General features: G+C 72.8%; 24 protein-coding genes. 20 read left to right on the top strand and 4 right to left on the bottom strand.

Annotation, left to right across the window (positions count from 1 at the left end; all coding sequences use genetic code 11):
* The first annotated feature begins 261 nt into the window (after nt 1-261).
* From J2S42_RS35865 to J2S42_RS35900, 8 genes are all read left to right on the top strand, one after another.
* A complete protein-coding gene (locus J2S42_RS35865; protein ID WP_307249225.1) occupies nt 262-711 on the top strand; it encodes a (2Fe-2S)-binding protein in 450 nt (149 codons plus the stop codon).
* Entirely contained in the window at nt 711-1,694 is a 984-nt protein-coding gene (locus tag J2S42_RS35870) for an FAD binding domain-containing protein (RefSeq protein ID WP_307246531.1), read from the top strand. Before J2S42_RS35865 ends, J2S42_RS35870 begins: the two co-directional genes overlap by 1 nt.
* Complete coding sequence (locus J2S42_RS35875; protein ID WP_307249227.1) at nt 1,687-2,688, top strand: XdhC family protein; 1,002 nt, start codon at nt 1,687-1,689, stop codon at nt 2,686-2,688. The genes J2S42_RS35870 and J2S42_RS35875 overlap by 8 nt, the downstream gene beginning before the upstream one ends.
* A 222-nt stretch (nt 2,689-2,910) precedes the next feature.
* Nucleotides 2,911-3,858: an ABC transporter ATP-binding protein gene (locus tag J2S42_RS35880; RefSeq protein WP_307246533.1), complete on the top strand. Its 948-nt coding sequence runs from the start codon at nt 2,911-2,913 to the stop codon at nt 3,856-3,858.
* Nucleotides 3,855-4,619, top strand: coding sequence for an ABC transporter ATP-binding protein (locus J2S42_RS35885; protein WP_307246534.1), 765 nt, complete (start codon nt 3,855-3,857; stop codon nt 4,617-4,619). Before J2S42_RS35880 ends, J2S42_RS35885 begins: the two co-directional genes overlap by 4 nt.
* Nucleotide 4,620: 1 nt before the next feature.
* Nucleotides 4,621-5,487, top strand: a complete 867-nt coding sequence (locus J2S42_RS35890) for a branched-chain amino acid ABC transporter permease (RefSeq protein ID WP_307246535.1) — start codon at nt 4,621-4,623, stop codon at nt 5,485-5,487.
* On the top strand, nt 5,484-6,452 hold the full coding sequence (locus tag J2S42_RS35895; RefSeq protein ID WP_307246537.1) for a branched-chain amino acid ABC transporter permease: 969 nt from the start codon (nt 5,484-5,486) through the stop codon (nt 6,450-6,452). Before J2S42_RS35890 ends, J2S42_RS35895 begins: the two co-directional genes overlap by 4 nt.
* Nucleotides 6,449-7,717, top strand: a complete 1,269-nt coding sequence (locus tag J2S42_RS35900) for an ABC transporter substrate-binding protein (protein WP_370879328.1) — start codon at nt 6,449-6,451, stop codon at nt 7,715-7,717. Before J2S42_RS35895 ends, J2S42_RS35900 begins: the two co-directional genes overlap by 4 nt.
* 333 nt (nt 7,718-8,050) lie before the next feature.
* Here the strand turns inward: J2S42_RS35900 and J2S42_RS35905 are convergent, their stop codons facing one another.
* Nucleotides 8,051-8,506, bottom strand: a complete 456-nt coding sequence (locus J2S42_RS35905; RefSeq protein ID WP_307246539.1) for a MaoC family dehydratase — start codon at nt 8,504-8,506, stop codon at nt 8,051-8,053.
* A 162-nt stretch (nt 8,507-8,668) separates the two neighbouring features.
* On the opposite strand from J2S42_RS35905, the gene J2S42_RS35910 reads away from it, so the two are divergent.
* From J2S42_RS35910 to J2S42_RS35955, 10 genes are all read left to right on the top strand, one after another.
* Complete coding sequence (locus J2S42_RS35910; protein ID WP_307246540.1) at nt 8,669-9,427, top strand: SDR family oxidoreductase; 759 nt, start codon at nt 8,669-8,671, stop codon at nt 9,425-9,427.
* Nucleotides 9,424-10,392: an NADPH:quinone oxidoreductase family protein gene (locus J2S42_RS35915; protein WP_307246542.1), complete on the top strand. Its 969-nt coding sequence runs from the start codon at nt 9,424-9,426 to the stop codon at nt 10,390-10,392. The genes J2S42_RS35910 and J2S42_RS35915 overlap by 4 nt, the downstream gene beginning before the upstream one ends.
* Entirely contained in the window at nt 10,389-11,201 is an 813-nt protein-coding gene (locus tag J2S42_RS35920) for an SDR family oxidoreductase (protein WP_307246544.1), read from the top strand. The genes J2S42_RS35915 and J2S42_RS35920 overlap by 4 nt, the downstream gene beginning before the upstream one ends.
* Nucleotides 11,189-12,229, top strand: a complete 1,041-nt coding sequence (locus J2S42_RS35925; RefSeq protein WP_307246546.1) for a phosphotransferase family protein — start codon at nt 11,189-11,191, stop codon at nt 12,227-12,229. Before J2S42_RS35920 ends, J2S42_RS35925 begins: the two co-directional genes overlap by 13 nt.
* Nucleotides 12,230-12,231: 2 nt before the next feature.
* The gene (locus J2S42_RS35930) at nt 12,232-13,434 is read left to right on the top strand and encodes an acyl-CoA dehydrogenase family protein (protein ID WP_307246548.1); all 1,203 of its coding nucleotides are present in this window, start codon (nt 12,232-12,234) and stop codon (nt 13,432-13,434) included.
* Nucleotides 13,431-14,903: a class I adenylate-forming enzyme family protein gene (locus J2S42_RS35935; protein ID WP_307246550.1), complete on the top strand. Its 1,473-nt coding sequence runs from the start codon at nt 13,431-13,433 to the stop codon at nt 14,901-14,903. Before J2S42_RS35930 ends, J2S42_RS35935 begins: the two co-directional genes overlap by 4 nt.
* 291 nt (nt 14,904-15,194) lie before the next feature.
* Entirely contained in the window at nt 15,195-15,851 is a 657-nt protein-coding gene (locus J2S42_RS35940; protein ID WP_307246551.1) for a TetR/AcrR family transcriptional regulator, read from the top strand.
* A gap of 267 nt (nt 15,852-16,118) precedes the next feature.
* The gene (locus tag J2S42_RS35945) at nt 16,119-19,373 is read left to right on the top strand and encodes an RHS repeat-associated core domain-containing protein (protein ID WP_307246553.1); all 3,255 of its coding nucleotides are present in this window, start codon (nt 16,119-16,121) and stop codon (nt 19,371-19,373) included.
* Nucleotides 19,374-19,392: 19 nt separating this feature from the next.
* Nucleotides 19,393-19,560, top strand: a complete 168-nt coding sequence (locus tag J2S42_RS35950) for a hypothetical protein (RefSeq protein ID WP_307246555.1) — start codon at nt 19,393-19,395, stop codon at nt 19,558-19,560.
* Nucleotides 19,561-19,810: 250 nt separating this feature from the next.
* Nucleotides 19,811-20,092: an excalibur calcium-binding domain-containing protein gene (locus J2S42_RS35955; protein ID WP_307246557.1), complete on the top strand. Its 282-nt coding sequence runs from the start codon at nt 19,811-19,813 to the stop codon at nt 20,090-20,092.
* Between the two features lie 50 nt (nt 20,093-20,142).
* On the opposite strand, the gene J2S42_RS35960 is transcribed toward J2S42_RS35955, so the two are convergent.
* The gene (locus J2S42_RS35960; RefSeq protein WP_307246559.1) at nt 20,143-21,174 is read right to left on the bottom strand and encodes an endonuclease/exonuclease/phosphatase family protein; all 1,032 of its coding nucleotides are present in this window, start codon (nt 21,172-21,174) and stop codon (nt 20,143-20,145) included.
* Nucleotides 21,175-21,225: 51 nt separating this feature from the next.
* Complete coding sequence (locus tag J2S42_RS35965; RefSeq protein ID WP_307246561.1) at nt 21,226-21,726, bottom strand: alpha/beta fold hydrolase; 501 nt, start codon at nt 21,724-21,726, stop codon at nt 21,226-21,228.
* Here J2S42_RS35965 and J2S42_RS35970 point away from each other — a divergent pair.
* Both J2S42_RS35970 and J2S42_RS35975 read left to right on the top strand, forming a co-directional pair.
* Entirely contained in the window at nt 21,725-23,851 is a 2,127-nt protein-coding gene (locus J2S42_RS35970; protein WP_307246562.1) for a LuxR family transcriptional regulator, read from the top strand. The genes J2S42_RS35965 and J2S42_RS35970 overlap by 2 nt on opposite strands.
* A gap of 39 nt (nt 23,852-23,890) precedes the next feature.
* Nucleotides 23,891-24,565, top strand: coding sequence for a helix-turn-helix domain-containing protein (locus tag J2S42_RS35975; RefSeq protein WP_307246564.1), 675 nt, complete (start codon nt 23,891-23,893; stop codon nt 24,563-24,565).
* 336 nt (nt 24,566-24,901) lie between these two features.
* On the opposite strand, the gene J2S42_RS35980 is transcribed toward J2S42_RS35975, so the two are convergent.
* On the bottom strand, nt 24,902-26,098 hold the full coding sequence (locus J2S42_RS35980) for an MFS transporter (RefSeq protein ID WP_307246566.1): 1,197 nt from the start codon (nt 26,096-26,098) through the stop codon (nt 24,902-24,904).
* Nucleotides 26,099-26,159 lie beyond the last annotated feature (61 nt).

The following is a 26,159-nucleotide window of genomic DNA, read 5'->3' on the forward strand; positions in this document are numbered from 1 at the left end:
CAACCTGGGACCGGCGGTCCGTGGTAGCGGTCCGCGTCTCCGGCCAGTGTGGAGGCACCTCAGCCGGGCCGGGGACGTCCCGCCCGGTGTGCGACCCGGGAGAAGCGTATGGATTCGCGAGACGTGTCGGGTGTGTCCCGGCGAGGGGTTCTGGGCGGTGGCGCCGCGCTCGCGGCGGTGCCGCTGCTGGGCCCGGGTGCGGCCTCCGCGGCGGCCGCGCCGGAGCTCGAGGCGGCCGGCGAGACGGTCGTGACCGTGCGGATGACGGTCAACGGCGAGCCGCGCACGGTCGAGCTGGACCCGCGGGTGACGCTCCTCGACGCGCTGCGTGAGCGGCTGGAGCTGACCGGTACGAAGAAGGGCTGCGACCGCGGCCAGTGCGGCGCGTGCACCGTGCACGTGGACGGCCGCCGGGTGCTGTCCTGCCTGACGCTGACCGCGGCGACCGAGGGCTGCGCGGTCACCACGATCGAGGGCCTGGCGCAGGGCGAGAAGCTGCACCCGATGCAGCAGGCGTTCGTGGAGCGGGACGGCCTGCAGTGCGGCTTCTGCACGTCCGGCCAGATCATGTCCGCGGTCGCGATGGTGCGCGAGGGCCGCGCCGCGACCGACGACGAGATCCGCGAGCGGATGTCCGGCAACATCTGCCGGTGCAGCGCGTACCCGTCGATCGTCGAGGCGATCAAGGACGCGCAGAAGGTGATGCGCTGATGCGGGGATTCACGTTCTCCCGGCCGGCGTCGGTCCGCGACGCGCTGGCACAGGCGGGGCCCGGCACCGCCTTCCTGGCCGGCGGCACCACGCTGGTCGACCTGATGAAGCTCGACGTGATGGGCCCCGGCCGGGTACTGGACATCAACCGGCTGCCGCTGCGCGGCATCACACTGGACGCGGACGGCCTGCACATCGGCGCGCTGGACCGGATGAGCGACGTCGCCGCGCACCGGATCGTGCGCACGGACTACCCGGTGATCGCCGAGGCGCTGGAGCTGAGCGCGTCCGGGCAGCTGCGCAACATGGCCAGCATCGGCGGGAACCTGTTGCAGCGCACCCGGTGCGGCTACTTCCGGGACGTCGCGTCACCGTGCAACAAGCGGGAGCCGGGCAGCGGCTGTGCGGCGCTCACCGGCGTGAACCGCGGGCACGCGATCCTCGGCACCAGCGACTCGTGCATCGCCACCCACCCGAGCGACCTGGCGGTGGCACTGGTCGCGCTGGGCGCGGGCGTGCACCTGGCGTCGGCGCGCGGGACGCGGACCGTGCCGCTGGACGCGTTCTACCAGCTGCCCGGCAGCACACCGCAGATCGAGAACGCGCTGCGGCCGGGCGAGCTGATCACCGGCGTGACCGTGCCCCGGTCCCGCTGGGCGGCGCAGTCGGTCTACCTCAAGATCAGAGACCGGCAGTCGTACGAGTTCGCGCTCGCCTCCGCGGCCGTCGCGCTGGAGGTGCGCCGCGGCACGATCGTCGCGGCCCGGATCGCGGTCGGCGGCGTGGCGACCCGCCCGTGGCGGCTGACCGCGGTGGAGACCGCGCTGGCCGGCAGGCGTGCCACGGACGAGGTCTTCGAGGCCGCGGCCGCCCGGGCCGCGGACGGCGCGCAACCACGGGAACACAACTCATTCAAACCCGCACTGCTCCGGCGTACGGTCGTCCGGGCGCTGACCGTGCTGCGCGAGCGTGGCCATGCTTGAGCTGGCACCGGCACTGGCCGGATCCACCGAACCGTTCGCCGCCGCGACGGTGGTGAGCGTGCGCGGCAGTGCGCCCCGGCAGCCCGGCGCGTCGCTGGTGGTGACCGCGGACGGCGCGATGCTCGGCAACGTCTCCGGCGGCTGCGTCGACGCCGAGGTCTACCAGGCCTGCCAGGAGATGCTGACCGGGGACGCCGCACCGCGGGTGCTGCGGTTCGGGTACGGCGACGACACGGGCCTCGCGGCCGGCCTCACCTGCGGCGGCACGATCGAGCTGATCCTGCGCCGCTACGACCTCGGCGCGGAGCCGGAGCTGGCGGCCGCGCTGGCCGCCGCCGCGCGGGACGAGCCGGTCGTACTGTCCACAGTGGTGCGGGGCCCGGATCTCGGGCGGGTGACCGTGCGGGCGGAGGACGGGCCCGGCGTGCTGGTGGAGCGGCACGCGCCGGCGCCGCGGCTGCTGGTCTTCGGCGCGATCGACCACGCGGCCGCGCTGGCTCAGGTCGGTGCGTTCCTCGGCTACCGGGTCACGGTCTGCGACGCGCGGGCCACGTTCGCCACGGCGGAGCGGTTCCCGCACGCGGCCGAGGTGGTCGTCGACTGGCCGCACCGCTACCTCGCGGCGCAGCGGGTCGACGCGCGCACGGCGATCTGCGTGCTCACCCACGACCCGCGCTTCGACGTGCCGCTGCTCACCGCGGCGCTGCGGCTGCCGGTCGCGTACGTCGGGGCGATGGGCTCCCGGCGCACCCACGAGGACCGGCTGACCCGGCTGCGCGCGGCCGGCCTGACCGACGCCGAGCTGGGCCGGCTGCACTCGCCGATCGGACTCGACCTCGGCGCCCGGACCCCGCCGGAGATCGCGCTGTCGATCGCGGCGGAGATCGTCGCGCAGCGGCGCGGCGGGGCCGGCGTGCCGCTGCGCACGGGCGTGCCGCTCCACCACCTCGACCGCGGAGTCGGCATCCTCCTCCAGGATCAGGGGACACGATGACGGTCGCCCCGGCCGGCCGCGACAGCCACCGGGCCGAGGGCCGCACGTAGGTCACCGGCGCCACGACGAACCGCTGGTGGACGGCGCGGGATATTGATGATTCCGTGTCATGTCAGAGGTATTGACGTCGCGTTGCACGAATATACACTCCCAGTGTAATTACCTCGGCCGGCCCGTCGCACGGGCGACGACCGCTCGGCGAGGTGCTGGGCGAGGTGACCAATGGGCGCACCACCGCACAACGCACCACCGCACAACGCACCACCGTCACACCAGGGGCTCGAGCTCGCCGGGGTCGGCGTGCGCTTCGGCGGGCTCACCGCGCTGGACGACGTCTCACTGACCGTGCCGCCCCGCCGGATCGTCGGCGTGATCGGGCCGAACGGCGCGGGCAAGACCACGGTGTTCAACGTGATCTGCGGCTTCGTGGTGCCGCACACCGGCACGCTGACGCTCGGCGGCCGGCCGCTGCGCCCGGCACCGCACCGGCTCAGCCGGGCCGGGATCGCGCGCACGCTGCAGGGCGTCGGGCTGTTCGCCGGTCTCACGCTCGCGGAGAACGTGATGACCGGCGCGCGGGCCCGGTCCGGGTTCGTCTCGTCGCTGCTCGCCACGCCGCGGGCCGCGCGGGACGAGCGGCGGCTGCGTACGGAGGCGGTCGCGCTGCTGGACAGCCTGGACATCGCACGGTACGCGGACGCGCTCCCCGCCACGCTGCCGTACGCGATCCAGAAGAAGGCCGGGCTGGCCCGCGCGCTCGCCGCCCGCCCGCACCTGCTGCTGCTCGACGAACCGGCCGGTGGCCTCGGCGCGGAGGAGATCGACGAGCTGGCCGCGCTGATCCGTGACCTGCCGGCGAGCGCGGGCACGGCCGTGCTGCTCGTCGAGCACCACATGGACCTGGTGATGTCGGTCTGCGACGAGATCGTCGTGCTGGACTTCGGCCGGGTGGTCGCGACCGGCACGCCGGACCAGGTGCGCGGCGATCCCGCGGTCGCCGCGGCCTACCTCGGCACCGAGGCGATCGCTCCCGGCGACGCCGGCCCGGTGCCGGACTCCGGCGACGCCCGGCCCCCGGCCGGCGGGCCGACCGGCGGCGCCACGACCGCCGGGCGGCCGCCCGATCCGCCGCCGGGCGGGCCGGGCGACGGCGTGGTGGCGCTCCGATGACCGCGGCCACCGAGTCCTCGCCGGGACCCCGGCACGCCGCCCCCGAGGAGCCGCTGCTCCGGATCCAGGGCCTCACCGCCGGGTACGGTGCCGCACCCGTGCTGCACGACGTGACGCTCACCGTGCCGCCCGGCGCGATCGTGGCCGTGCTCGGCGCGAACGGAGCGGGGAAGACCACGTTGCTGCGTACCGTGTCGGGGTTGTTGCGGCCGTCCGCCGGGACGGTCCGGCTGTCCGGTGCGGACCTGGCCCGCGTCCCGGTCGAGCACCGGGTCCGGCGCGGCATGGCGCACGTGCCGGAGGGCCGCGGCGTGGTCGCGGAGCTGACCGTGGACGAGAACCTGCGGCTCGGTGGCCTGTGGCGGACCGACCGCCGGGACGCCCGCCGCGCGCTCGACGAGGTCTACGCGCTGTTCGAACCGCTCGCCCGGCGGCGCGGGCACGCCGGGCACCAGCTGTCCGGCGGCGAGCGCCAGATGCTGGCGGTCGGCCGCGCGCTGGTCGCCCGCCCGCGGCTGCTGCTGCTCGACGAGCCGTCGCTCGGCCTGGCGCCCAGGGTCACCGCGCAGCTGATGGGCCTGCTGGCGAGCCTGCGCGACGACACCGGGCTGGCCGTGCTGCTGGTCGAGCAGAACGTGCGCAGCGCGCTCTCGGTCGCCGACCGGGGCGTGGTCATGTCCCTCGGCCGGGTGGTGCGCGACGCGGACGCGGCGGAACTGCGCGACGACGACGCCCTCCGGCACGCCTACCTGGGGTTCTGAAATGGAACGACTCGCCTTCCTCACCGTGGACGGGCTGTCCCGTGGCGCGGTCTACGCCGCGATGGCGCTCGCGCTGGTGCTCATCTGGCGCGGCGCCCGGATCGTGAACTTCGCCCAGGGCGCGATGGCGGTGGCGGCCGCGTACGTCGCGCACAGCGTCACGGCCGCGACCGGCTCGTTCTGGCTCGGCTTCCTCGCCGCGCCGGCCGCCGGGCTGGCCCTCGGCTGGTTGGTGGAACGCCTGGTGATGCGGCACGTCGGGCACGACCGGCCGCTGAACGCGGTGATCGTCGCGCTCGGCCTGGTCCTGCTGATCACCGCGGTGCTCGGCATCGTCTACGGCAACGAGTTCCGGCCGGCGCCGCCCGCGTTCGACCGGACGGCCGGGTTCGCGCTGCTCTCGCCGTACGACATCTTCGTCTTCGGGTCCGTCGCCGCCACGGTCGGCGCGCTGGCGCTGCTGTTCACCCGCAGCAAGGCCGGCCTGCGGCTGCGCGCGTCCGCGTTCGCGCCGGAGGTGTCCCGGCTGCTCGGCGTGAACGTCGGCGGCATGCTGCTGCTCGGCTGGGTGCTCGCGGCCGGTGTCGGCGCGCTGGCCGGGATGCTGATCATCCCGACCGAGTTCGGCCTGCACCCGAACGCGATGGACCGCTCGTTCGTGGTCGCGTTCACCGCGGCCGTGGTCGGCGGCCTGGACAGCCCGGCCGGTGCGGTGATCGGCGGACTCGCGGTCGGCCTGGTGCTGTCGTTCGTCGGCGGCTACCTCGGCGACCAGGTCACGCCGCTGGCGATCATCGTGCTGCTGCTGGCCGTGCTGCTGATCCGCCCGGACGGCCTGTTCGCCAAGCCGGCGGCGAGGCGGATATGAAGCGTTATCTGTGGACGCTGCTGGGCGCGGCCCTGCTGCTCGCGCTGACCTACGTCATCCCGCCGTTCCAGAACTACCAGCTCGCCACGGTCGCGGCCTACCTGTGCGCGACCGCCGGGCTGACCGTCCTCACCGGACAGAACGGGCAGCTATCGCTCGGCCACGGCGCGCTGATGGCCACCGGGGCGTACACGGTCGCGCTGATGCAGAACGCGATCGGCAACCTGCCGCTGTCCCTGCTCGCCGGCGTCGTGGTCACCACGGCCGCGGGCGCGGTCATCGGGCTCGCCGCGGCCCGGCTCCGCGGACCGTACCTGGCCGGGGTCACGCTCGCGGTAGCGGTCGTCGTGCCCGGCATCACCACCATGTTCGACGACGTGCTCGGCGGCGATCAGGGACTCACGTTCTACCTGGCCCCGCCGCCGTTCGGCTACGACTTCCCGTTCGAGCGGTGGCAGGCCTGGATCGCGCTGGCCGCCGCGCTGCTCACCGTGCTGCTGCTCGGCAACCTCGCCGCCGGCCGGTACGGCCGCGAGTTCCGTGCGGTCCGCGACGACGAGATCGCCGCCCGGCTCTGCGGCATCCACCTGGCCCGCACGCAGATCCTCGCGTTCGTGGTCAGCGCGGCCGCGGCCGGGCTCGGCGGGGGAGTGCTCGCGGTCCTCGCCCAGAGCGTGTCACCCGGCGCGTTCTCCCTCACGCTGTCGCTGTTCCTGGTGATGGCCATCGTGGTCGGCGGGCTCGGCAGCCTGGCCGGCGCGGTCTGGGGCGCGATCCTGCTGGTGGCGCTGCCGGACCTGACCACGCGCGTCACCGAGGTGTTCGCGCTGCCGACCGGGTTGGCCCAACGGCTCGAGGGCAACCTGCCGCTCGCGATCTTCGGCATCACGCTGATCGTGGTGATGATCCTGGCCCCGGGCGGCCTGCAAGGACTGTTCCTACGGATCGTGAAACGAGGTCGATGATGCGCAACACAGTGCTGACGCTCGCCGCCGCGCTCCTGGTGGTCGCGGGCTGCTCGTCCGAGGCCGGCTCCGGCGGCGGCGCGGCCGTCCCCGGGGTCACCGACACCGAGATCGTCGTCGGTACGCACATGCCGCTCACCGGCCCGGCCAGCGCCGGGTACTCGCAGATCGCGCCCGCGACCAAGGCCTACTTCGACTTCGTCAACGCGGCGGGCGGCATCAACGGACGCAAGATCACACTCAAGGTCAAGGACGACGGCTACAACCCCGCCAACACCCAGCAGGTGGTCCGGGAACTGGTCCTCCAGGACAAGGTCTTCGCGATCCTGAACGGGCTCGGCACGCCCACCCACACCGGCGTGCTCGACTTCCTCAACAGCCAGCGCGTGCCGGACCTGTTCGTCGCGTCCGGCAGCCGCAGCTGGGACCAGCCGGGCAAGTATCCGGGCACGTTCGGCTTCAACCCGGACTACACGGTCGAAGGAAAGATCCTCGGGGCGTACGTGCAGCAGAACCTCGCCGGCAAGAAGACCTGTTTCCTCGGCCAGGACGACGACTTCGGCCGGGACAGCCTGGCCGGTGTCACCGCCGTGCTCGGCGACGCGGGCGTCGCGGTCAAGCAGACCTACACCACCAGCGTCACCAACGTCGGCCCGCAGGTCGACGCGTTCAAGTCCAACGCGTGCGAGGTCGTCATCCTGGCCACCGTGCCCGGCTTCACCGCGCTCACCGTCGGCACCGCCGCGCGCCAGGCGTTCACGCCACAGTGGATAGTCTCGAACGTCGGCGGCGACTACGACACGCTGGCCAAGTCACTCGGTGACGCCGCACCACTGCTCGAGGGCCTGCTCGGTGCGAACTACCTGCCGGCCGCGTCCGCCGCCTCGGACCCGTGGATCCAGCTGTTCCAGAAGATCAACACGCAGTACAACGCGGGTGCGCCGTTCGACGGCAACACCGTCTACGGCATGTCCGTCGGCTACCTCTTCGTCCAGGTGCTGCAGGCGGCCGGCCGGGACCTGACCCGCGAGTCCCTGATCGACGCGGTCGAGAAGGGCGGCTACACCGGCCCGGGCCTCGGCCCGCTGCGCTTCTCCGCCGACGACCACTCCGGCTACGGCGGCCTCCGCATGACCAAGGTGACCGGCACGGTCCAGGCCTACTTCGGCCCGACCTACGAGACGGACTCGGAGGGCGGACCGGTCAACGAGTACCCGGCGGCCCCGGCGGCCCCACCGGCGAACGGCATCCCACCGGCGGCCTAGTCCTGTATCGAAGTGGGGGTCGGAGCGAGGCGTGGTCCGGGTGTCGTCCGGGTGTGCGGCGCGGAAGCCCTCGTACCGGTGTGGTGCATGGGCTTTTGTGACGTGCGGCGAGGCGGCGCCGGGGCCTCGCCGCAGCCCGGCCATTCACTTCGATACGGGACTGAGGTGTATGCCCAGAGGGCCGGGCGCCGGCCCGGCCTTGTGCCGGTATCGCGAAAGACCGGGCGGGTGATGCCCGATCTTTCCGGATATCCCGCCGGCCGTTGCCTGAGCGGTGCGGCACGCTGCCGGCCGTCAGTGTCCCGGCGGCCTCCATGGTCCCGGGGCGACGCGTCAGGGATAGATGCGCGACAGCGTCTGTGCCACGCAGACCGGCTTGGTGCCGCCCTCGCGTTCGACCGTGACCTCCGCCGCGACCTGGAGCGCACCGTCCGCGACCGGGGTGACGGTGAGCAGCTGGATGCCGGCGCGGACCCGGGAACCGGACGGGAGCGGCGCCGGGAAGCGCACCCGGTCGAGGCCGTAGTTGATGCCCATCCGCACCCCCTCCACGCGGTAGACCTGCCAGGACAGCGCCGGGATCAGCGACAGCGTGAGGTAGCCGTGGGCGATCGTGGTGCCGAACGGGCCGGTGGCGGCGCGGGCCGGGTCGACGTGGATCCACTGGTCGTCGCCGGTGGCGGTGGCGAAGGCGGAGATCCGGGGCTGGTCGACGGTGGTCCAGTCGCTGTAGCCGAGGTGTTCGCCGGCGGCCGCGGCGAGCTTGTCGGGGGAATCGAAGACTCTCATCGTGAGTACCTCCTGAAGCCGTGACATCGGCGACGTTACCCGGGCAGAATCCATCCAAGGAACGGTTAAGTTTATGCATCGGCAATGTAGAAATCTATCGTTGACCGCCGGGACGCGACCGTCCTAGTATTTGCATCGGCGGTGCACAAATCTGGAGGTGCAGTGACCGACGACAGCACAGGCCTGGCCGGCCGGACCGCGGTCGTGACCGGCGCGTCCCGGGGCATCGGCCTCGGCATCGCCCGCCGCCTGATCGACCGGGGCGCCAACGTGGTGATCACCGCCCGCAGGGAGGACGCGCTCGCCGAGGCCGTGGCACAGCTCGGCGACCGGGCCCGGGGTGTGGCCGGCAAGGCCGACGACGACGACCACCGCGCGCGGGCGATCGCCACCGCGGCCGAGGCGTTCGGGAAGGTCGACATCCTGGTCAACAACGCGGGCATCAACCCGGTCGCGGGCGCGCTCGCCGACCTGGACCTCGGTGCGGCCCGCAAGATCCTGGACGTGAACCTGATCGGCGCGCTCGGCTGGACGCAGCGCGCGATCAAGGACGGCGGCATGACGACCGGCTCCGTGGTCAACATCTGCTCGGTCGCCGGGATCACGCCGTCGCCGGGCATCGCGTTCTACGGCGTCAGCAAGGCCGCGCTGAGCCACCTGACCGCGTGCCTCGCGGTCGAGCTCGGGCCCGGCATCCGGGTCAACGCGGTCGCGCCCGCGGTGGTCAAGACCCGGTTCGCCACGCCGCTCTACCAGGGGCGCGAGGAGGAGGTCGCGGCGGCGTACCCGTTGCGCCGGCTGGGCGTGCCGGAGGACGTGGCCGGCGCGGTCGCGTTCCTGGTCTCCGACGAGGCGGCCTGGATCACCGGGCAGACGCTGGTGCTGGACGGCGGCCTCACGCTCACCGGGCGGGTCGCATGAGGGCGTGGCAGGTGCGCGAGCTGGGCGGCATGACGCTCGACCCGCAGGCCGCGGAGCCGGTCCCAAATCAAGATCAAGTGCTGCTGCGGGTACGGGCCTGCGCACTCAACTTCCCGGACGCACTGCTGGTTCAGGGCCGGTACCAGGAGCGCCCGCCGCTGCCGTTCACGCCCGGCATCGAGCTGTGCGGCGAGGTCGTCGACCCGGGCCCGACCGGCCTGCGCGCGGGCGACCGGGTGATCGGCGGCGCCGCCCTCCCGCACGGCGCACTCGCCGAGTACGCGCTGGCCGACGCGCGCTTCCTCTACCCGGCACCGCCCGGCCTGGACGACACGAAGGCCGCCGCGTTCTTCGTGGCGTACCAGACCGGCTGGGTCGGCCTGCACACCCGCGCGCACCTGCGACCGGGCGAGACGCTGCTGGTGCACGCGGCGGCCGGTGGCGTCGGCTCGGCCGCGATCCAGCTCGGCAAGGCCGCGGGCGCCCAGGTGGTCGGCGTGACCGGCGGCCCGGAGAAGGCCGCGATCGCCCGCGAGCTGGGTGCGGACGTGGTGGTGGACCGGCACACCGACGACCTGGTCGGCGCGCTGAAGGAGGCGTGCGGGCCGGGCGGCGCCGACGTGGTCTACGACCCGGTCGGCGGTGCCGCGTTCGCCGCGTCCACGAAGGTCGTGGCGTTCGAGGGCCGGATCGTGGTGGTCGGCTTCGCGTCCGGCGACATCCCCCGGGCCGCGGCGAACCACGCGCTGGTCAAGAACTACAGCGTGGTCGGCCTGCACTGGGGCCTCTACCGCAGCCGCCGTCCCGAGGTGGTGCACGAGGCCGCGGCCGCGCTGGCCGAGCTGGCCGCGAAGGGCGCGATCGACCCGTACGTCTCCCGCACGCTGCCGCTGGACCGGGCCGGCGAAGGACTGGCCGCGCTCGCCCGCGGTGAGACCACCGGACGGGTGGTGATCGTGCCGTGACCGGCCTGGACCTGCAGAACGCGGTCGTGGTGATCACCGGCGCCGGGTCCGGGATCGGTGCGGCGATGGCCCGCCGGTTCGCGGCGGACGGCGCCACCGTGGTGGTCAACGACCTCGACCCGGTGGCGGCGCACCACGTGGCACACGAGATCGGTGGCCGGGCGTTCGCCGGTGACGCGTCCGACGCGGACTTCGCGGAGCGGCTGGTCTCGTTCGCCTGGGGCTCGCTCGGCCGGCTGGACCTGTTCTGCGCGAACGTGGGCGTGCCCACGGCCGGCACCGAGGCCGCACCGGCGGCGGACTGGGACCGCGCCTGGCGGGTGAACGTGCTGGCCCACGTGCACGCGGCCAAGGCGGCGCTGCCCCGGTGGCTCGACCGGGGGCACGGGCGGTTCCTGGTGACCGCGTCCGCGGCCGGGCTGCTCACCATGCTGGGCTCCGCGCCGTACTCGGTGACGAAGCACGCGGCGGTCGGGTTCGCGGAGTGGCTGCGCGCCACGTACGCGCACCGCGGCATCGTCGTCCAGGCGCTCTGCCCGCAGGGGGTGCGCACGCCGATGCTCGCCGGCACCGGCCCGCTCGGCACGATGCTGCTCGACCGGGACGCGATCGGCGCGGACGAGGTCGCGGACCGGGTCCGGGAGGCGCTGTCCGACGACCGGTTCCTGATCCTGCCGCACCCGGAGGTCGCGGAGTTCTACGCCCGCCGCGCCGCCGAGCCGGAGCGCTGGCTCGGCGCGATGAACCGCCTGCAGCAGAAGGTGGAACACCCGGTCCCGAAGCAGCGGGAGGCACCGTGGCCGGCGTGACGGACGGCCCGCCCGGCCTCGACCTGGCCGCGCTCCGCAAGCACCTCGACGACGCGCTGCCCGGCCTGGTCACCGGCCCGCTGGACGGCGCGGTGATCGCCGGTGGCCGGTCCAACCTGACCTACACGGTCACCGACGGCGTCACCACCTGGGTGGTCCGGCGGCCGCCGCTCGGGCACGTGCTGGCCACCGCGCACGACATGGGCCGCGAGCACCGGGTGATGGCCGCGCTGCGGGGCACGGCCGTACCCGTACCGGCGATGGTGCACTTCTGTCCCGACGAGACCGTGATCGGTGCGCCGTTCTACGTGATGGAGCACGTGCGCGGCGCCGTGCTGCGCGAGCCGGAGTCGCTGGCCGCGCTCGGGCCGGAGCGGGTGCGGGCGCTCGCGTTCCGGCTGATCGACACGCTCGCGGAGCTGCACGCGGTCGACCCGGCCGCGGTGGGACTGCACGACTTCGGCCGGCCGGACGGGTTCAACGCGCGGCAGGTGTCCCGGTGGCGGCGGCAACTCGACGGCTCGCGCAGCCGCGACCTGCCCGGCATCGACGCGCTGGCCGGCCGGCTCGCCGCGACCGCACCGGAGCTGTCCGCCGCGAGCATCGTGCACGGCGACTTCCGGCTGGACAACACGCTGATCGACACCGGGCACGGAGACCGGGTCGCGGCCGTGCTCGACTGGGAGATGTCCACGCTCGGCGACCCGCTGGCCGACCTCGGGCTGCACGTCGTCTACCTGGGCACGCCGATGCCGGCCGCGCGCGGCTCGCACGACCCGGTCACCACGGTCCCCGGCCACCCCACCACCGGCGAGCTGATCACCCGTTATGCCGCACGATCCGGGCGGGACACCGGGAACCTCGGCTGGTACACGGCCATGTCCGCGTTCAAGCTCGCGGTGATCCTCGAGGGCGTCCACTACCGCTACACGCAGGGCAAGACCGTCGGCGCGGGCTTCGACACGATCGGCGCGCGCGTGCAGCCGCTGGTCGACCGGGGTCTCGCGGCGCTACCCGGAGAGGGGTGATCATGGATTTCGCGTTCGACGAGACCACGATGGACTACCACGCGCGGCTCAGCGACTTCCTGGACACGCACGTCCACCCGGCCGAGGCCGCCTACGACGCGCACCCGGCCGGAGACTGGAGTCCACCACCGATCCTGGCGGAGCTGCAGGCCGAGGCCCGGGCGCGCGGCCTGTGGAACCTGTTCCTGCCCGGCGAGCACGGCGCCGGCCTGACCAACCTGCAGTACGCGCCGCTGGCCGAGCTGACCGGCCGCAGCCCCGCGCTCGCCCCGGCCGCGCTCAACTGCGCCGCGCCGGACACCGGCAACATGGAACTGCTGGCCGAGTTCGGCACGCCCGCGCAGCGCAAGGAGTGGCTGGAGCCGCTGCTGGACGGCCGGATCCGGTCCGCGTTCGCGATGACCGAGCCGGACGTGGCCTCGTCCGACGCCACGAACATCACCACCAGCATCGTGCGGGACGGCGACGAGTACGTGATCAACGGCCGGAAGTGGTTCATCACCGGCGCGATGAACCCGGCCTGCGCGATCCTGATCGTGATGGGCAAGACCGATCCGTCCGCCGAGCGGCACCGGCAGCAGAGCCAGATCCTGGTCCCGCGGGACACCCCGGGCGTGCGGATCGTACGGGGCATGCGGACGTTCGGCTACGACGACGGCACGCACGGCGGGCACGCCGAGATCATCTTCGACGGCGTACGCGTACCCGCGGAGAACCTGATCGGCGCCGAAGGCGACGGTTTCGCCATCTCCCAGGCGCGGCTCGGCCCCGGCCGGATCCACCACTGCATGCGGCTGATCGGGATGGCCGAGCGCGCGGTCGAGCTGATGTGCCGGCGCGTGCTGTCCCGCGAGGCGTTCGGCCGGCCGCTCGCCGACCAGGGCGTGGTCCAGGACTGGATCGCCGAGTCCCGCGTCCGGATCGAGCAGCTGCGCCTGCTGGTGTTCAAGACCGCCTGGCTGATGGACACCGTGGGCAACCGCGGCGCGCACACCGAGATCCAGGCCATCAAGATCGCCGCGCCGTCCACCGTGGAATGGATCCTGGACAAGGCGGTGCAGGCGCACGGTGCGGGCGGCGTCAGCCAGGACACGCCGCTCGCCCAGCTCTGGGTCGCGGCCCGCACGCTGCGGCTCGCGGACGGTCCGGACGAGGTGCATCGCCGCGGCCTGGCCCGGCGCGAGCTGGCGAGGTGGACGGCATGAACCTGGCCCGGCTGTTCGAGACCGCGCACGAGAAGCACGGTGAGTACCCGGCGCTGCGCGTGGAGGGCACGTGGCACTCGTCCGGCCGGCTGTTCGACCGGGCGGTGCGGTTCAGCGCCGGCCTGCGCGCGCTCGGCGTGCGGCCGGGCGACCGGGTGGTGGTGTTCATGGCCAACTGCCCCGAGGTGGTGATCAGCTACCACGCGATCTGGCGCGCGGGCGCGGTGGTCACGCCGATCGTGTTCCTGGTGACGCCGGCCGAGCTGCGCCACATGATCGACGACTCCGGCGCGGTCGCGGTGATCACCACGGCCGAGCTGCTGCCGAAGGTGCAGGCCGCGATCACCGGCCTGGACGTGCCGGTCGTGGTCGACTTCGCGCCGCACGAGGAGCAGCCCGGCCCGCTGGTCGACCGGGGCGCGGACGAGCTGGCCGCGCTGCTCTACACCGGCGGGACCACCGGGCGCAGCAAGGGCGTGGCGCTCACCCACGCGAACATCGACGCGGCGTCGGCGGCGTCCCGCGCGGTCAGCTTCGTGCCCGGGATCTCCCGGTCGGTGACCGCGCTGCCGCTGTCCCACTCGTACGGCATGCTGGTCACGGTCGGCACCCAGCAGATCCCGGAGCCGGAGTCGAGCGTGCTGCTGCGTTTCTTCGACGCGAAGGCGTGGCTGCGGGCGGCATCGGAGTTCCGGGTGCAGCAGGCCGCGGTCGTACCGTCGATGATCTCGATGTTGCTGGCCGAGCCGCTCGAGGACTTCGACCTGTCGGCACTGCGCAACGTGTTCTCCGGTGCGGCGCCGCTGCCCCGCGCGGTCGCCGAGGAGTTCGTGCGGCGGGTGCCGTCCGCGCAGATCCTGGAGGGGTACGGCTGCACCGAGACGGCCGGGATCCTCACCTCCACACCGCCGGGCCGGGCCCGCCCGGGCACCGTGGGCCTGCCGGTGCCGGGCGTGTCGCTGCGGCTCGTCGGCTTCGACGACGCCCCGGTCCCGCCCGGCGAACCCGGCGAGATCGTGGCGTCCGGCCCGAACGTGATGGCCGCCTACTGGGACGGCACCCGCGACTTCACGCCGGACGGCTGGCTCCGCACCGGAGACGTCGGGACGATCGACGACGACGGGTACCTGTCCATCATCGACCGCAAGAAGGACGTGATCATCCGGGGCGGCTACAACGTCTACCCGCGCGACGTGGAGGAGGCGCTGATCCGGCACCCCGCGGTCACCGGGTGCGCCGTGATCGGCCGGCCGGACAACCGGCTCGGCGAGGAGGTGGTCGCCATGGTCACCGTCTCGTCCCCGGTCACCGCCGACGACCTGCGCGAATACGCCAAGACCGTGCTGGCCGCGACCAAGTACCCGAGGGAGATCCGCATCGTCGACGCGATCCCGCTGACCTCGGTCGGTAAGGTGGACCGCAAGCGTCTCCGCACCGGTCTCACGGTGGACGGCGCCGGACCCGGCTGAGGGAGATCGACGACTGGGCCTAGAGCCGGTATCGAAGTGGGGGTCGGAGCGAGGCGCGGTCCAGGTGTCGTCCGGGTGTGCGGCGCGTGGGCCTCGCCGCAGCCCGGCATTCCACTTCGATACAGGCTCTAGGGTCGATCGGGTGGTGGCGGCCCGCGCATGACGAGCGCCCGGCCCGCCCCGCCGACCGGGTCGACGCGCCCGCCGATGTGCGCGGCGACCCTGCAACCCCGGCGTGTCCGCGCCGGGAGACCTCCGGTGCACCGCGCCGGCGACAGAATCGGTGGGGACATGGCTGACGCGCACACGGCCTTAGCCGCTGGTGGGAATTCCACTCCTGGCAGAGTCGACGGCCGGACCGCCCGCGCCGAACGCACCCGCCGCGCCATCGTCGAGGCCCACTACGCGCTGATCTCCGAGGGCGACCTGAAACCGACCGGCGAGCGCATCGCGGAACGCGCCGGCGTCTCCCTCCGCGCGCTCTGGACCAACTTCAAGGACCTGGAGACGCTGTTCGCCGCGACCGACGCGCTCCTGGTCTCCCGCCAGGAGTCCGCCTGGACCGAGATCAGCCCCACGCTGCCGTTCACCACCCGAGTCGACGAGTTCTGCCGCCAGCGCGCCCGCCTGCTGGAGATCGTCGCACCGCTCGCCCGCGCCGCGACGATCAAACAGCCGTTCTCCGCCCAGCTCCAGGACAACCGCAAGCGCCACATCGCCCGGGTCCGCACGGAGCTGGAGGCACTGTTCGCACACGAACTCGCCGCCGCCGGCCCCGGCCGCACCCAGCTCCTCGACGCGCTGAGCATCTCCACCACCTGGGCCGGCTGGTCCCTGCTCCGCGACGAACTCGGCCTCTCCACCGACGAGGCGCGCGCCACGATGTCCCGTACCGTCACCGCGCTCCTGGTCACGGCGATGGCGGCACCCGTCCACAGCAGAGGCTGACCCCGGCCACGGTATCGGCGGGGCGTCGCATCCCGGGGCCCGGGTAGCACGACTTCTGCACGATTTCATGACATCGATGCCCGGACATGCATCATGCCGAAACCGGCCCCGCCCCGCCCCCTGCCGGCACCGTCCATGTGACACGGTCGACTCGCTCGAACACCGGGCTTGACGGGGGTCAACGGGTTTTCTCCCGGTCGCGGGCCACGCCGGCCCGCGACCCCTCGTCGTGCCCTTCGCGGCTACGGGGATTACGGGAGGAAGCACGTGAGACAGAGACGATTCGCGCTGTCGGTGGCCGGCGTCATGCTGATGACGTCCGTCGTGGTGGCGCCGCAGGGCGCCGCGACGGCCGCGGCACGACCCGACACCGGCGCCGAGCGGACCCGTCCGGCGCAGCAGGCGTCGCCTGGTGCCGGCGGACCGGTGGCGCTCAGCACCTCGGCCACCGAGGTCGCGATGGTGGCCGGGCCGATATCCGTGCCCAAGGGCACCGGGCCCGGGCGGAACGCCACGCTCACCTCGTTCGCGCTGACCGACCGGGTGACGCTCGACGTCAACGTCGGCTCGGGCAATCTGCTGGTGCGCACCACCGACCTGACGCTGCCCGGCGTCGCGGAGAACGAGCTGCTCGGCTCCGTCCACAACAGCCTGTTCCTCGGCTCGGACCTGCACACCGGCTCGCTCGGGCCGGGCTGGCACACCCGGACCGGCGTGGACGTGCGGCTGATCGAGGCAGACGACGACTCGGTCACCTACGTCGCCTCGGACGGCGTCGTGGGCAGGTTCACCAGCACCGGGCCGGGCTACACCGCACCGGGCGAGTTCAAGGCGACGCTGGCCGCGGACGGCACCGGCTGGCGGCTGACCGAGCACGAGACCGGCCGCGAGCTGTACTTCACCGCGGCCGGGCTGCTGGACCGGGTGCTGGACCGCAACGACAACGTCACCGACTACACCTACGACGGCTCCGGCCGGCTCACCGCGGTCCGATCCGCCCGGGGTGCGGCAGCCGCGCGGGAGGCGCAGGTCAGCTACGCGAACGGCCGGATCGCGAAGATCGCGCAGGTGGTCGACGGTGTGCAGGCCCGGCGCGTGGAGTACAACTACAACGCGGCCGGTGACCTGGCCGAGATCTGCTCCGGCACCGAGCGGGACGTGCGCTTCGAGTACGACGCCCAGCACCGGATCACGAAGATCATCAGCGGCATCTGGTGGAACGAGCCCGGCGCGATCACCACGCTCACGTATGACTCCGCACACAGGGTCACCTCGGTCAGCCGACTCTACGGCACGACGGCGACCGAGGCGGCGGTCACCCGGTTCGCCTACCCGTCGGCGACCCAGACGCTGGTCGCGGACGCGAACTCCGACCTGAGCCAGGCGGTCACCGCGGTACCGCACACCACGTACACGCTCAACGGGGAGAAGCGTGTCACCCGGGTCGTCGACGCGGCGGGGAAGGTCCGCGAGCGCAGCTACAACGTCCACCAGGACGTGGAGCGGGCCACCGACGCGCTCGGCAACGAGTCGGTCAACACGTTCGGCGCCAACGGCGGGCAGTCGCTCACCGAGTCGGCGACCGCGACCGGCGCATCCGTGCAGTTCTCCTACGCCAACGCGGCCACGCCCACCAACCCGACCGGCGCCTACCAGCCGTCGTCGTCCCAGGACGCGCAGGGCAATACGAGTACCCACGTCTACAACGGTGCCGGTAACCGCCTGTCCACCGCGGACGCGCTCGCCGCCGAGGCGAAGGTCGAGTACAACGCGGACGGCACGGTAGCGAAGACGATCGACCCGGGCAACGGCACCAACGGCACGGTCTACACCTACGACGCCGACAAGCAACTGATCCGCACCATGCCGCCGACCGGGAACTCGCTCGGCGTGCGGGACTACACCTACGACCGGTTCGGGCGGCTGCGCACCGCGACCGACGGGGCCGGGCGGACCACCACCTACGAGTACGACCTGGACGACCGGGTCACGAAGATATCGTACTCGGACGGCAGCACCGCGGTCTCCTACACCTACGACGGCGCGGGGAACGTCTACGCCCGGCAGGACGCCGACGGCTACCAGAACTTCTGGTACGACCGGCTCAACCGGCTCGTCGAGCGCGGTGCCACGCTCTGGTACGCCTACGACGCGGTCGGCAATCTGATCCAGCTCTCCGACCGGCGCGGCGACACCTTCTACACGTACGACGTGCGCAACCTACTGACCGCGATGCAGACCGGCAACGGCCGCTACACGTTCGGCTACGACGACGAGGGCCGGCGCACGCACACCCGGCTGAGCGTCGCGCAGGCCGGGCCGCAGTACGTCGCCGAGACCCGCAACGCCTACGACCGGTCCGGCCGGCTGGCCCGGACCACCACCACCCGCTGGCAGCGCGTGAACGGCATCGACACCGCGTCGGTCGTCCACGACGTCTCCTACTGCTACGCCAAGCGGTCCGGCACGGCCGCCTGCTCCACCGCGGCCGGAGACGACACCGGGCTCCGGCAATGGCAGACCGACCACCACCGCGGCGGCGCGGTCACCGTCTACTCCTTCGACGGCTCCAACCGGCTGACCAAGGCGACCGGCATCAACGGCCGGACCTATGACTACGGCTACGACACCAACGGCAACCGGCAGACCGAGAAGATCGACGGTGTGACCGTCCAGTCGCTGAGCTTCAACTCGGCCAACCAGGTCACCACCGGCGGCTTCAGCTACGACGGGGCCGGTAACCAGACCGGCGGCGGCGCCGCGCAGTCGGCCACTTATAACGCCGGCGGCCAGACCCGCGGGGTGGCCGGCAGCACCCTGCACTACGCCGGGCCCGACCAGGTCGAGCTCTCCTACACGCAGGGCCAGTCGCCGAAGGACCTCTGGTGGGGTCTGAAGGACCGCAACGGCCAGTCGGTGCTGCAGTTCTACCAGTCCCACGACGGGCAGTGGCGGCACATCGAGCGAGACGGGGACGGCAACGCGCTCGGCCACCGAACCGCCGGGCGTCACTACTTCTACGTCCTCGACGGCCTCGGCTCGGTGGTCGGGTTGATCGACGACACCGGAGGGCTGGCCGGCAGCCGCACCTACGACCCGTACGGCAAGGTCATCGCGACGGCCGGCGGCGAGACCGGTCACACCGTCCTGGGGTACGCCGCAGGACTGGTGCACGGCGACCTGACCAAGTTCGGCAAGCGCTGGTACGACGCCGGCACCGGCCGGTTCACCCAGCAGGACAGCCTCAACCTGATCGGTGACCCCGCTCAAGGCAACCGGTATGCCTACGCTGGCTGCAATCCGGTCAACTACGTCGACCCGACCGGGCAGGCGGTGTGCAGCCTGATCATCCAGACGCTGGTGTACGGACTGGGTGCCGCGGCGTTCGCCGCGATCGCCGCAGCGGGTGGCGGCGTGATTCTCGGCGTGGCGATCTCCGCGTCGACCGCCGGCGGGATCGCCGCCGGGTTGACCGGCGCCGGGGTCACGGCAGGATTCCTGTCGAGCATCTTCTGCGACTGAGCCGACTGGGAGCGTACGCATGAGAACCCTGTTGATCATCGGTGCCGGCCTCGGCGCCATCGCCCTGGTCCTGCTGCTCGCCGCGCTGCGAGCGAAGGACCCGGCCGGGCGCCGCCGGCTGAACGTCATCGCGCTGGTCGTGCTGCTGGTCAGCCTCGTGGTCAACGTCGTGGCGGCACTAACCTGACGACACCGTGGGGCGGGCCCGGCCCGGACCCGCCCCGCCGCGATCACACCGTGCCGGGCGGCGCACATCGGCGCGGCCGCATGTTCGGAGCGAACATCGGTCAGCCGCGGCCGGCCGTCCCGCCGGTTTCGCGTCGCGGATCACCGGAGCCGATCACTCCGGTGGGTGAAGCGGTTCAGTTGTGGCGCGCGGGGTCTTCGTACCCGTGAGGATCTGGGCTGTCGGTTTTGATCTTCGGTTTGGGGGCGGAATGTCGCGGACGATGCGGATGCTGCTGGTGGCGGCGCTGGTGGGACCCGGGCTCGCGCTGGGCGGGGGGACCGCGGTGGCGGGGCCGAAGAAGCCGCCGGTCTACAAGAACTGCGCCGCGATGAACGCGGTCCACCCGCACGGCGTCGCCAAGTACGGCGCGGCCGACAAGGTGCGCGGCAAGACCAAACCGGTCACCACGTTCACGGTCATCACCGCGATCTACCTGGCCAACACCCACCTCGACCGCGACCGCGACGGCGTCGCCTGCGAGAAGCGCTGACCGTGCGGCCGGGGTGCCGATCGGACGGCACCCCGGCCGTACCGGAACCGTCAGAGGTTGAACGCGCCGATGACCGGTGCGTGGTCGGAGTTGGGCTGCGCGGCCTCGGTGACCGGGCCGGTGACGCAGTCGCCGGTCAGGGACTCCGGGTTGTCGCCGCCGGACCGGGCGAACAGGTAGTCGAGCTTGCCGCTGCCGCCGGTCCACCGCGCGGTGTCCCGGCCGGTGTCGTCCGTGAAGCGCTCCTCGCACTCGCGCATCAGGTCGTAGATCGGCTGGAGCGTGGTGGCGCTCTGCACCGGGCTGGTCCGGTAGGACTTCGGCGGGTACGAGTTGAGGTCGCCGCCGAACACGATGCGCTCGTCGCCGAACGAGGAGATCAGCGTCGCGACCCGGTTGGCCTGGTCGACACGGAGCTGATCCGGGTTCGTCACGTTGCTCGGCGTGAAGTGGCTGGCGCAGATGCGGACCGGGCCGCCGGTGGTGGTCTCCGCCGCGGTCTTGCGGACGCAGAGCAGCTGGTGGGTGCCGGACCACAGGGTCGTCGACGAGGGCAGGTCGTAGGTGGTCGTCTCGTCGTGCGGGCCCTTGGTCAGAATCGCCATGCCGAGCGCGTGCGGCGTGGTGGTCGGCGTGACGACCGCCTTGACGCCCGCGGACCCGCAGGTGCGGGTGCGCTTGCCCGGCCACGCGGTGTAGCCGGTGCCACCGCTGCCGTCGTCGAGCTGGCGGACGACGGCGAACGACATCGTCCACAGCTGCCGGCCCGCCGCCTGGTTGAGCAGCTGCACCACGCTGTTGGCGTGCCACTCGCAGGTCTCGTTGAGCAGGATCGCGTCGGCCTGGTGCGTGTTGATCAGATCCCGGATCGCGTTGCGCTTGCCGTTGACCTCGGCCGCGGTCGAGATCTTCGGACAGCCGGTGTACTCACCGCAGATGTTCCAGGTGATGACCTTGATCGGTACGGTCGCGGCCTCCGCGGCGGTCGCGGTACTGCCGCCGCCGAGCGTGACCATGGTGGCGCCGAGCAGGCCGATCAGCCCGGCCACCGCGGCGCCGAGCAGGGTGGTGCGTTTACGCATGCGTCAGTCCCCGTTCATGAAGATGCATATGAACGGGACGCTACGTGGTGATCACTCAACCGGCAACGTCCGTCCTGTGTGAACTGTCCGCCGGGGACAGGAAGCCCACGATGGCCGACGCGAACGCCGGATCGCGTACCGCGTCCCGATGATCGCCCGGGACCTGGCGTAGCCGGGCACCCGGGATCGCGGCGGCGAGCACCTCCGGGCGGCCGCGAACGGATCGTCCGCGCCGGTCAGGATCAGCGTCTCCGCGGTGATCCGGTCGAGCGGGACCGGCGTGCGGTGGGCGGCGGTGATCTGGGCGGCGAGCGCGCGGCGGTCCGCGCCGGTCGCGTCGGCCAGCGCGCGGAACGGCAGCGCGGGTGAGGTGACGACGCGGGCCGGGTCGTCGGCCAGCAGCACCGCGATCACTTCCGCCCGGGGTGGCACGCGGCCGTCCATGCCGCCGTGTTCGGCCAGGCCGGCGGCCACGCCGCCCATCGAGTAGCCGATCAGGTCGGCCTCCGGTGCGCCGAGGCGGTCGAGCAGCACGGTGAGGTCGCGGGCCATGGTGGCCTCGCTTATATCGGCAGTGGCGGTGCTTTTTGTCATCGGCGAAGGTGCCGAGGTCTTCCCTATCGCGTTACATCTGCGTAACACTGTTCCGATGGATGATGCATTATTGGTGCAGATATCCAGGGTGCGGGAACCCGATCTGCGCGACGCGCTGGCGGTGTTGGTATCCGCCTCGATCGATCGAACGGGCGCCGATCCGGCGGCGGTGAGAGAACTCGCGGCCCGGCTCCGCACGGGCTGCGCCGATACCGCCGGGTTCGGCGCCGGCCCGGACGGCGGGTCCGGGTTTCGCGGCGGCGCCTTCCGGGGCGGCGGTGCGGTGGCCGGGTCCGGCATTCCCGCCGGTAGCGGCGCGGCCGCGTCGAGCGCCGGCCAGGCCGGCCGCGGGTTCCTCGCCGCACTCGACGATGTGGACGCGTTACTGATCGAGGCACGGAGGTCCTGGCCGGTGGCACCGGACGACACCCTGGTGTGCCTGCTGCGCGCCGCGGAGCTGTCCGCCGGCCGGACACGTGCCGAGGCGCTCGTCCGGGCCGGCGAGGCGATCTGCTTCCTCGGTGATCACTTTCGCTACGCGGAGGTGGTCCGTCGCGCGGCCGGTCTGGACGATCGGACGGCCGGGTCCGCGGAGCCGGTGGCCCAGATCCGGGGGTTCGGTGCGCTGTTCGAGGGACGCTATCCGGACGCCGTCGAGGCGCTACGCCGGGTCGTTACGGTGGCCGAGGGCTTGGGAAACGGCCGTGTGGACGTGACCGAGCTGATCAGGGGCAGTTCGGCGGCGCTCGTGTGCGGCGACGACGATGCGGCGCTCCGGCTGGCGGCGCGGGCTGAGGTGATCGCGAGGGCCGGGGGAGACAACACCGTCCTTTCCCGGGCGCTGGAGTTGAGAGCGGCGGCAGAGCTGTGGCGCGGCGCCCATGACGCCGCGGCGAGCACGGCGCTGGCCGGCGCCCGTGCGGCAGCGGACGCCGGCCAGCCGAACGAGGCCGACAATCACCTCGCGATGCTCGCGCTGCTGGCCGCGCTCCGCGGCGACCGTGCGACCTGCCGGTGGCGCCTGGCCCAGTCCGGCGCGGTGCGTCACGATCCTGCACCGGGTGATGTGGTGCACCGCGGCCCGGCGCAGGCTGATGCGGTCGGCTACGCCACCGCGGAGGCCGATGTGGTGGGCTCCGCACCGTCGCCGGTCGATGCGTTGTGCTTGCGGCCCGCGGAGGCCGATGCGGGGCGCTTGCCGTCCGCGGAGGTCGCTGCGGTGGGCTCGGCACCGGCGTCGGCCGGTGCGGTGGCGGATCGGCTGGTGCAGGGCGGTCCGGTGCGGGACGGCCCGGTGCGGGACGGCCGGGTCCAGGATCGGCCGGTTGACCCCGTAACGGTTCGGGCCGGTGCCGGGCACGGGCGGCCGTGGGCGCTGGGGCGGTGGGCGCTCGGCGTGCTGGATCTGCTGGCCGGGCGCCCGCAGGAGGCCGTGGCGCGGCTTGCCGGAATCGCGGATCCGCGGACCGGTCGGGGTCACGTGCTGGTCGCGGTGATGGCCGCGCCGGACCTGGTGGAGGCAGCCGTGCTGGCCGGTGATCCGGGTGCGGCACGAGCGGCGTTGACCGCGTTCGACCGGTGGGCGGCCAGCACGGGGGAGCCGCTGCGCCGGGCGCTCGCCGCGCGCTGTCATGCGCTGCTGGCCCGGCGGGGCAGCGCGGAGGCGGAGGCGTACTTCCGGGAGGCGCTGCGGCTGCATCTGGCCGGCGAGAGTGAGTTCGAGCGGGCGCGTACCCAGCTGCTGTTCGGTCGTGATCTTCGCCGCCGGAGGCGGCCCGGTCAGGCGCGCGAGCAGCTCGGTGCCGCGCTGGACGCGTTCGTGCGGTGCGGTGCCCGGCCGTGGGCCGAGCAGGCGCGCGCCGAGCTGCGGGTCTGCGGCGGTGCGGTCCGGCCGGCGGGTGCCACCGTGCCGCTGACCGCGCAGCAGTTGCAGATCGCCCGTCTCGTCGCGTCCGGTGCGACGAACCGGGAGGTGGCCGCGCGACTGTTCCTCAGCACCCGCACCGTCGATCACCACATGCGCAACATCTTCCTCCGGCTCGGCATCAGCTCCCGGGTGGCGCTTGCCAAGATCATCACATGAGTCCGGCAAACGCACGTGCCGCAGTGGCAAGCTGGAGGCATGGACGACGACCTCGGCAGAACGCTCGACGCGGTCGGTCCGCGCCTGCGCGCGCTGCGCAAACAGCGGGAGACCACGCTGGCCGCGCTCTCCGCCGCCACCGGCATCTCGGTCAGCACGCTGTCCCGTCTGGAGTCCGGCGACCGCCGCCCCACGCTCGAACAGCTGCTCCCGCTCGCCCGCGCGCACGGCGTCACGCTCGACGACCTGGTCGGCGCGCCGCAGACCGGCGACCCCCGCATCCACCTCCGCCCGGTCAACCACCACGGCATGATCGTGCTGCCGCTGACCCGGCGCGCGGGTGGCATCCAGGCGTTCAAGATGGTGATCCCGGCCGGCACCGAACGCCGGACCCCGGACCTGCGCACCCACGAGGGCTACGACTGGCTCTACGTCCTGAACGGCCGCCTCCGCACCGTCCTCGGCGACCGTGACCTGATCCTCGAACCCGGCGAGGCCGCCGAGTTCGACACCCGGGTCCCGCACTGGTTCGGCGCCGCCGACGCCGAGGCGGTCGAGTTCCTCAGCCTCTTCGGGGCCCAGGGCGAACGCGCACACCTCCGCGCCCGCCCCGCATCCGGCGAACCCCGCCCCCTCGCCGCCCACGGCTACGGCACGCGGCGCCCCGCCGGTGGACGGACTCACCGCATCCCCCGGGCCGATGGAGCCCCATGACGGTCCCTTCGCCGCGGGAGCGGGGACCGCCAAATGGCGAAATCTCGAGCGCGAAGCGCCCGATCGCCAGCGGTTGCGGCGACTGGATCGCCCAGTCGTCGAGATGCCAGGCGTGACGCGCCCCGCTGCTGCCGTTGCGTCGCTGCTGTTGCCGTCGCTGCTGTTGCCGTCGCGTCGCAGTCGTGTCGTCGTAGCGTCGCGTCGTGGGACGGATGAAGACCTCGCACCCATCGGAGACGCTTGACCGCGGAAGCCGCAAGAACGCGGCACCCGAGTCGGCGGGAGTCGCGGTGCCGGCCGCCGGAGACGGAACGGTAACGGACGGGTGCGGTGTGGTCAGCCCGGGGTGGCCGGTGGCCGGTGGTGGGGGACGAAACGCCAGAGGGTGGTGACGGCCGCGGCGCCGACGGCGGCCATGGTGAGGACGGCGGCGGGCAGGGAGGCAGCGGCGATGATCGCGCTGATCAGCAGTGGGCCGGCGCCGTTGCCGAGGTCCGCGCACAGGCGCCAGGCGCCGAGGAACTGGGCGCGGCCGGTGGCGGGGGAAGCGTCGGCGCCTAGGGTCATGACCACGCCGGCGGAGAGGCCGTTGCCGAGGCCCATCAGGATGGCGACCAGCGTCAGTGAGGCCGTGCCGGAGGCCAGTGGCAGCAGGGCGTGCGCGACCGCCAGCGTGGATATCGACGGCAGTGCGACGGCGCGGCGGCCGAAGCGGTCCATGATGGCGCCGCCGGGGTAGAACAGCAGCATGTCGACGCCGCCGGAGATGCCGAAGATGACGGCGAGCGTAGTGGGGGACAGGCCGAGGTGCGTGCCCCAGAGCGGGATCACGGTCTGCCGGGACACGCGCATCACGGAGATCATCAGGGCGCCCGTGCCGATCGTGCCCAGCGTGCGGCGGTGGGTGCGGATCACGTCACGGAGCCGTACCGGCGGGGCGGACGCGCGGCGGTCGTGGGCGATCGGGGGCAGCAGCATCAGCAGGCCGCCGGCGATGATCGCGCAGACCGTGTAGACCCAGTACGCGCCGGACGTACCCAGGAAGACCATGACGGCGGCGGAGGCGAACGGGCCGATGAACGAGCCGATCCGGCTGACGCCGCCGAGCGTGGACAGTGCGCGGGCGCGCATCGCGATCGGGACGGCCTCCGTCATGTACGCCTGACGGGCGACGCCCCAGAGCGCGGCGGCCAGGCCGATCACGAACACGGCCGCGCCGAGCGCCCAGACCGAGGGGGCCAGGATCGCGACCAGCAGCGCCGGGACGAGCAGCGCGGTCGCGAGCAGCATGGCGGTGCGTTCACCGAACCGGGTGATCAGTGAACCGGACGGCAGCGCGCCGGCCACCTGGCCCAGCCCGATCAGGCCGACCATCAGGCCACCCGCGCTCAGCGACGCGCCGAGTTGCACCGCGCTGACCGCGACGACGGGCAGGATGGAGGAGTGCCCGACGGAGTAGACGGTGGCCGGCAGGTAGACCGTGAGCCCGAGTCGCCGGAGCGAGAATCCGGTGCTGTCCCCAAGATCACCCATGTATGTAACCTAACCGGCTCCCGCGATCCGGTCTCTTTGGGAAGACTTGGGAAGACTTGAA

Source organism: Catenuloplanes indicus, assembly GCF_030813715.1.
In the GTDB taxonomy this organism is placed as follows: Bacteria; Actinomycetota; Actinomycetes; order Mycobacteriales; family Micromonosporaceae; genus Catenuloplanes; species Catenuloplanes indicus.

What these genes read in the sequence shown, in the direction of transcription:
- J2S42_RS35865 (WP_307249225.1), top strand. Translation starts at nt 262, where the DNA reads ATGACGGTCAACGGCGAGCCGCGCACGGTCGAGCTGGACCCGCGGGTG.
- J2S42_RS35870 (WP_307246531.1), top strand. Translation starts at nt 711, where the DNA reads ATGCGGGGATTCACGTTCTCCCGGCCGGCGTCGGTCCGCGACGCGCTG.
- J2S42_RS35875 (WP_307249227.1), top strand. Translation starts at nt 1,687, where the DNA reads ATGCTTGAGCTGGCACCGGCACTGGCCGGATCCACCGAACCGTTCGCC.
- J2S42_RS35880 (WP_307246533.1), top strand. Translation starts at nt 2,911, where the DNA reads ATGGGCGCACCACCGCACAACGCACCACCGCACAACGCACCACCGTCA.
- J2S42_RS35885 (WP_307246534.1), top strand. Translation starts at nt 3,855, where the DNA reads ATGACCGCGGCCACCGAGTCCTCGCCGGGACCCCGGCACGCCGCCCCC.
- J2S42_RS35890 (WP_307246535.1), top strand. Translation starts at nt 4,621, where the DNA reads ATGGAACGACTCGCCTTCCTCACCGTGGACGGGCTGTCCCGTGGCGCG.
- J2S42_RS35895 (WP_307246537.1), top strand. Translation starts at nt 5,484, where the DNA reads ATGAAGCGTTATCTGTGGACGCTGCTGGGCGCGGCCCTGCTGCTCGCG.
- J2S42_RS35900 (WP_370879328.1), top strand. Translation starts at nt 6,449, where the DNA reads ATGATGCGCAACACAGTGCTGACGCTCGCCGCCGCGCTCCTGGTGGTC.
- J2S42_RS35905 (WP_307246539.1), bottom strand. Translation starts at nt 8,506, where the DNA reads ATGAGAGTCTTCGATTCCCCCGACAAGCTCGCCGCGGCCGCCGGCGAA.
- J2S42_RS35915 (WP_307246542.1), top strand. Translation starts at nt 9,424, where the DNA reads ATGAGGGCGTGGCAGGTGCGCGAGCTGGGCGGCATGACGCTCGACCCG.
- J2S42_RS35930 (WP_307246548.1), top strand. Translation starts at nt 12,232, where the DNA reads ATGGATTTCGCGTTCGACGAGACCACGATGGACTACCACGCGCGGCTC.
- J2S42_RS35935 (WP_307246550.1), top strand. Translation starts at nt 13,431, where the DNA reads ATGAACCTGGCCCGGCTGTTCGAGACCGCGCACGAGAAGCACGGTGAG.
- J2S42_RS35940 (WP_307246551.1), top strand. Translation starts at nt 15,195, where the DNA reads ATGGCTGACGCGCACACGGCCTTAGCCGCTGGTGGGAATTCCACTCCT.
- J2S42_RS35950 (WP_307246555.1), top strand. Translation starts at nt 19,393, where the DNA reads ATGAGAACCCTGTTGATCATCGGTGCCGGCCTCGGCGCCATCGCCCTG.
- J2S42_RS35955 (WP_307246557.1), top strand. Translation starts at nt 19,811, where the DNA reads ATGTCGCGGACGATGCGGATGCTGCTGGTGGCGGCGCTGGTGGGACCC.
- J2S42_RS35960 (WP_307246559.1), bottom strand. Translation starts at nt 21,174, where the DNA reads ATGCGTAAACGCACCACCCTGCTCGGCGCCGCGGTGGCCGGGCTGATC.
- J2S42_RS35970 (WP_307246562.1), top strand. Translation starts at nt 21,725, where the DNA reads ATGGTGGCCTCGCTTATATCGGCAGTGGCGGTGCTTTTTGTCATCGGC.
- J2S42_RS35965 (WP_307246561.1), bottom strand. Translation starts at nt 21,726, where the DNA reads ATGGCCCGCGACCTCACCGTGCTGCTCGACCGCCTCGGCGCACCGGAG.
- J2S42_RS35975 (WP_307246564.1), top strand. Translation starts at nt 23,891, where the DNA reads ATGGACGACGACCTCGGCAGAACGCTCGACGCGGTCGGTCCGCGCCTG.
- J2S42_RS35980 (WP_307246566.1), bottom strand. Translation starts at nt 26,098, where the DNA reads ATGGGTGATCTTGGGGACAGCACCGGATTCTCGCTCCGGCGACTCGGG.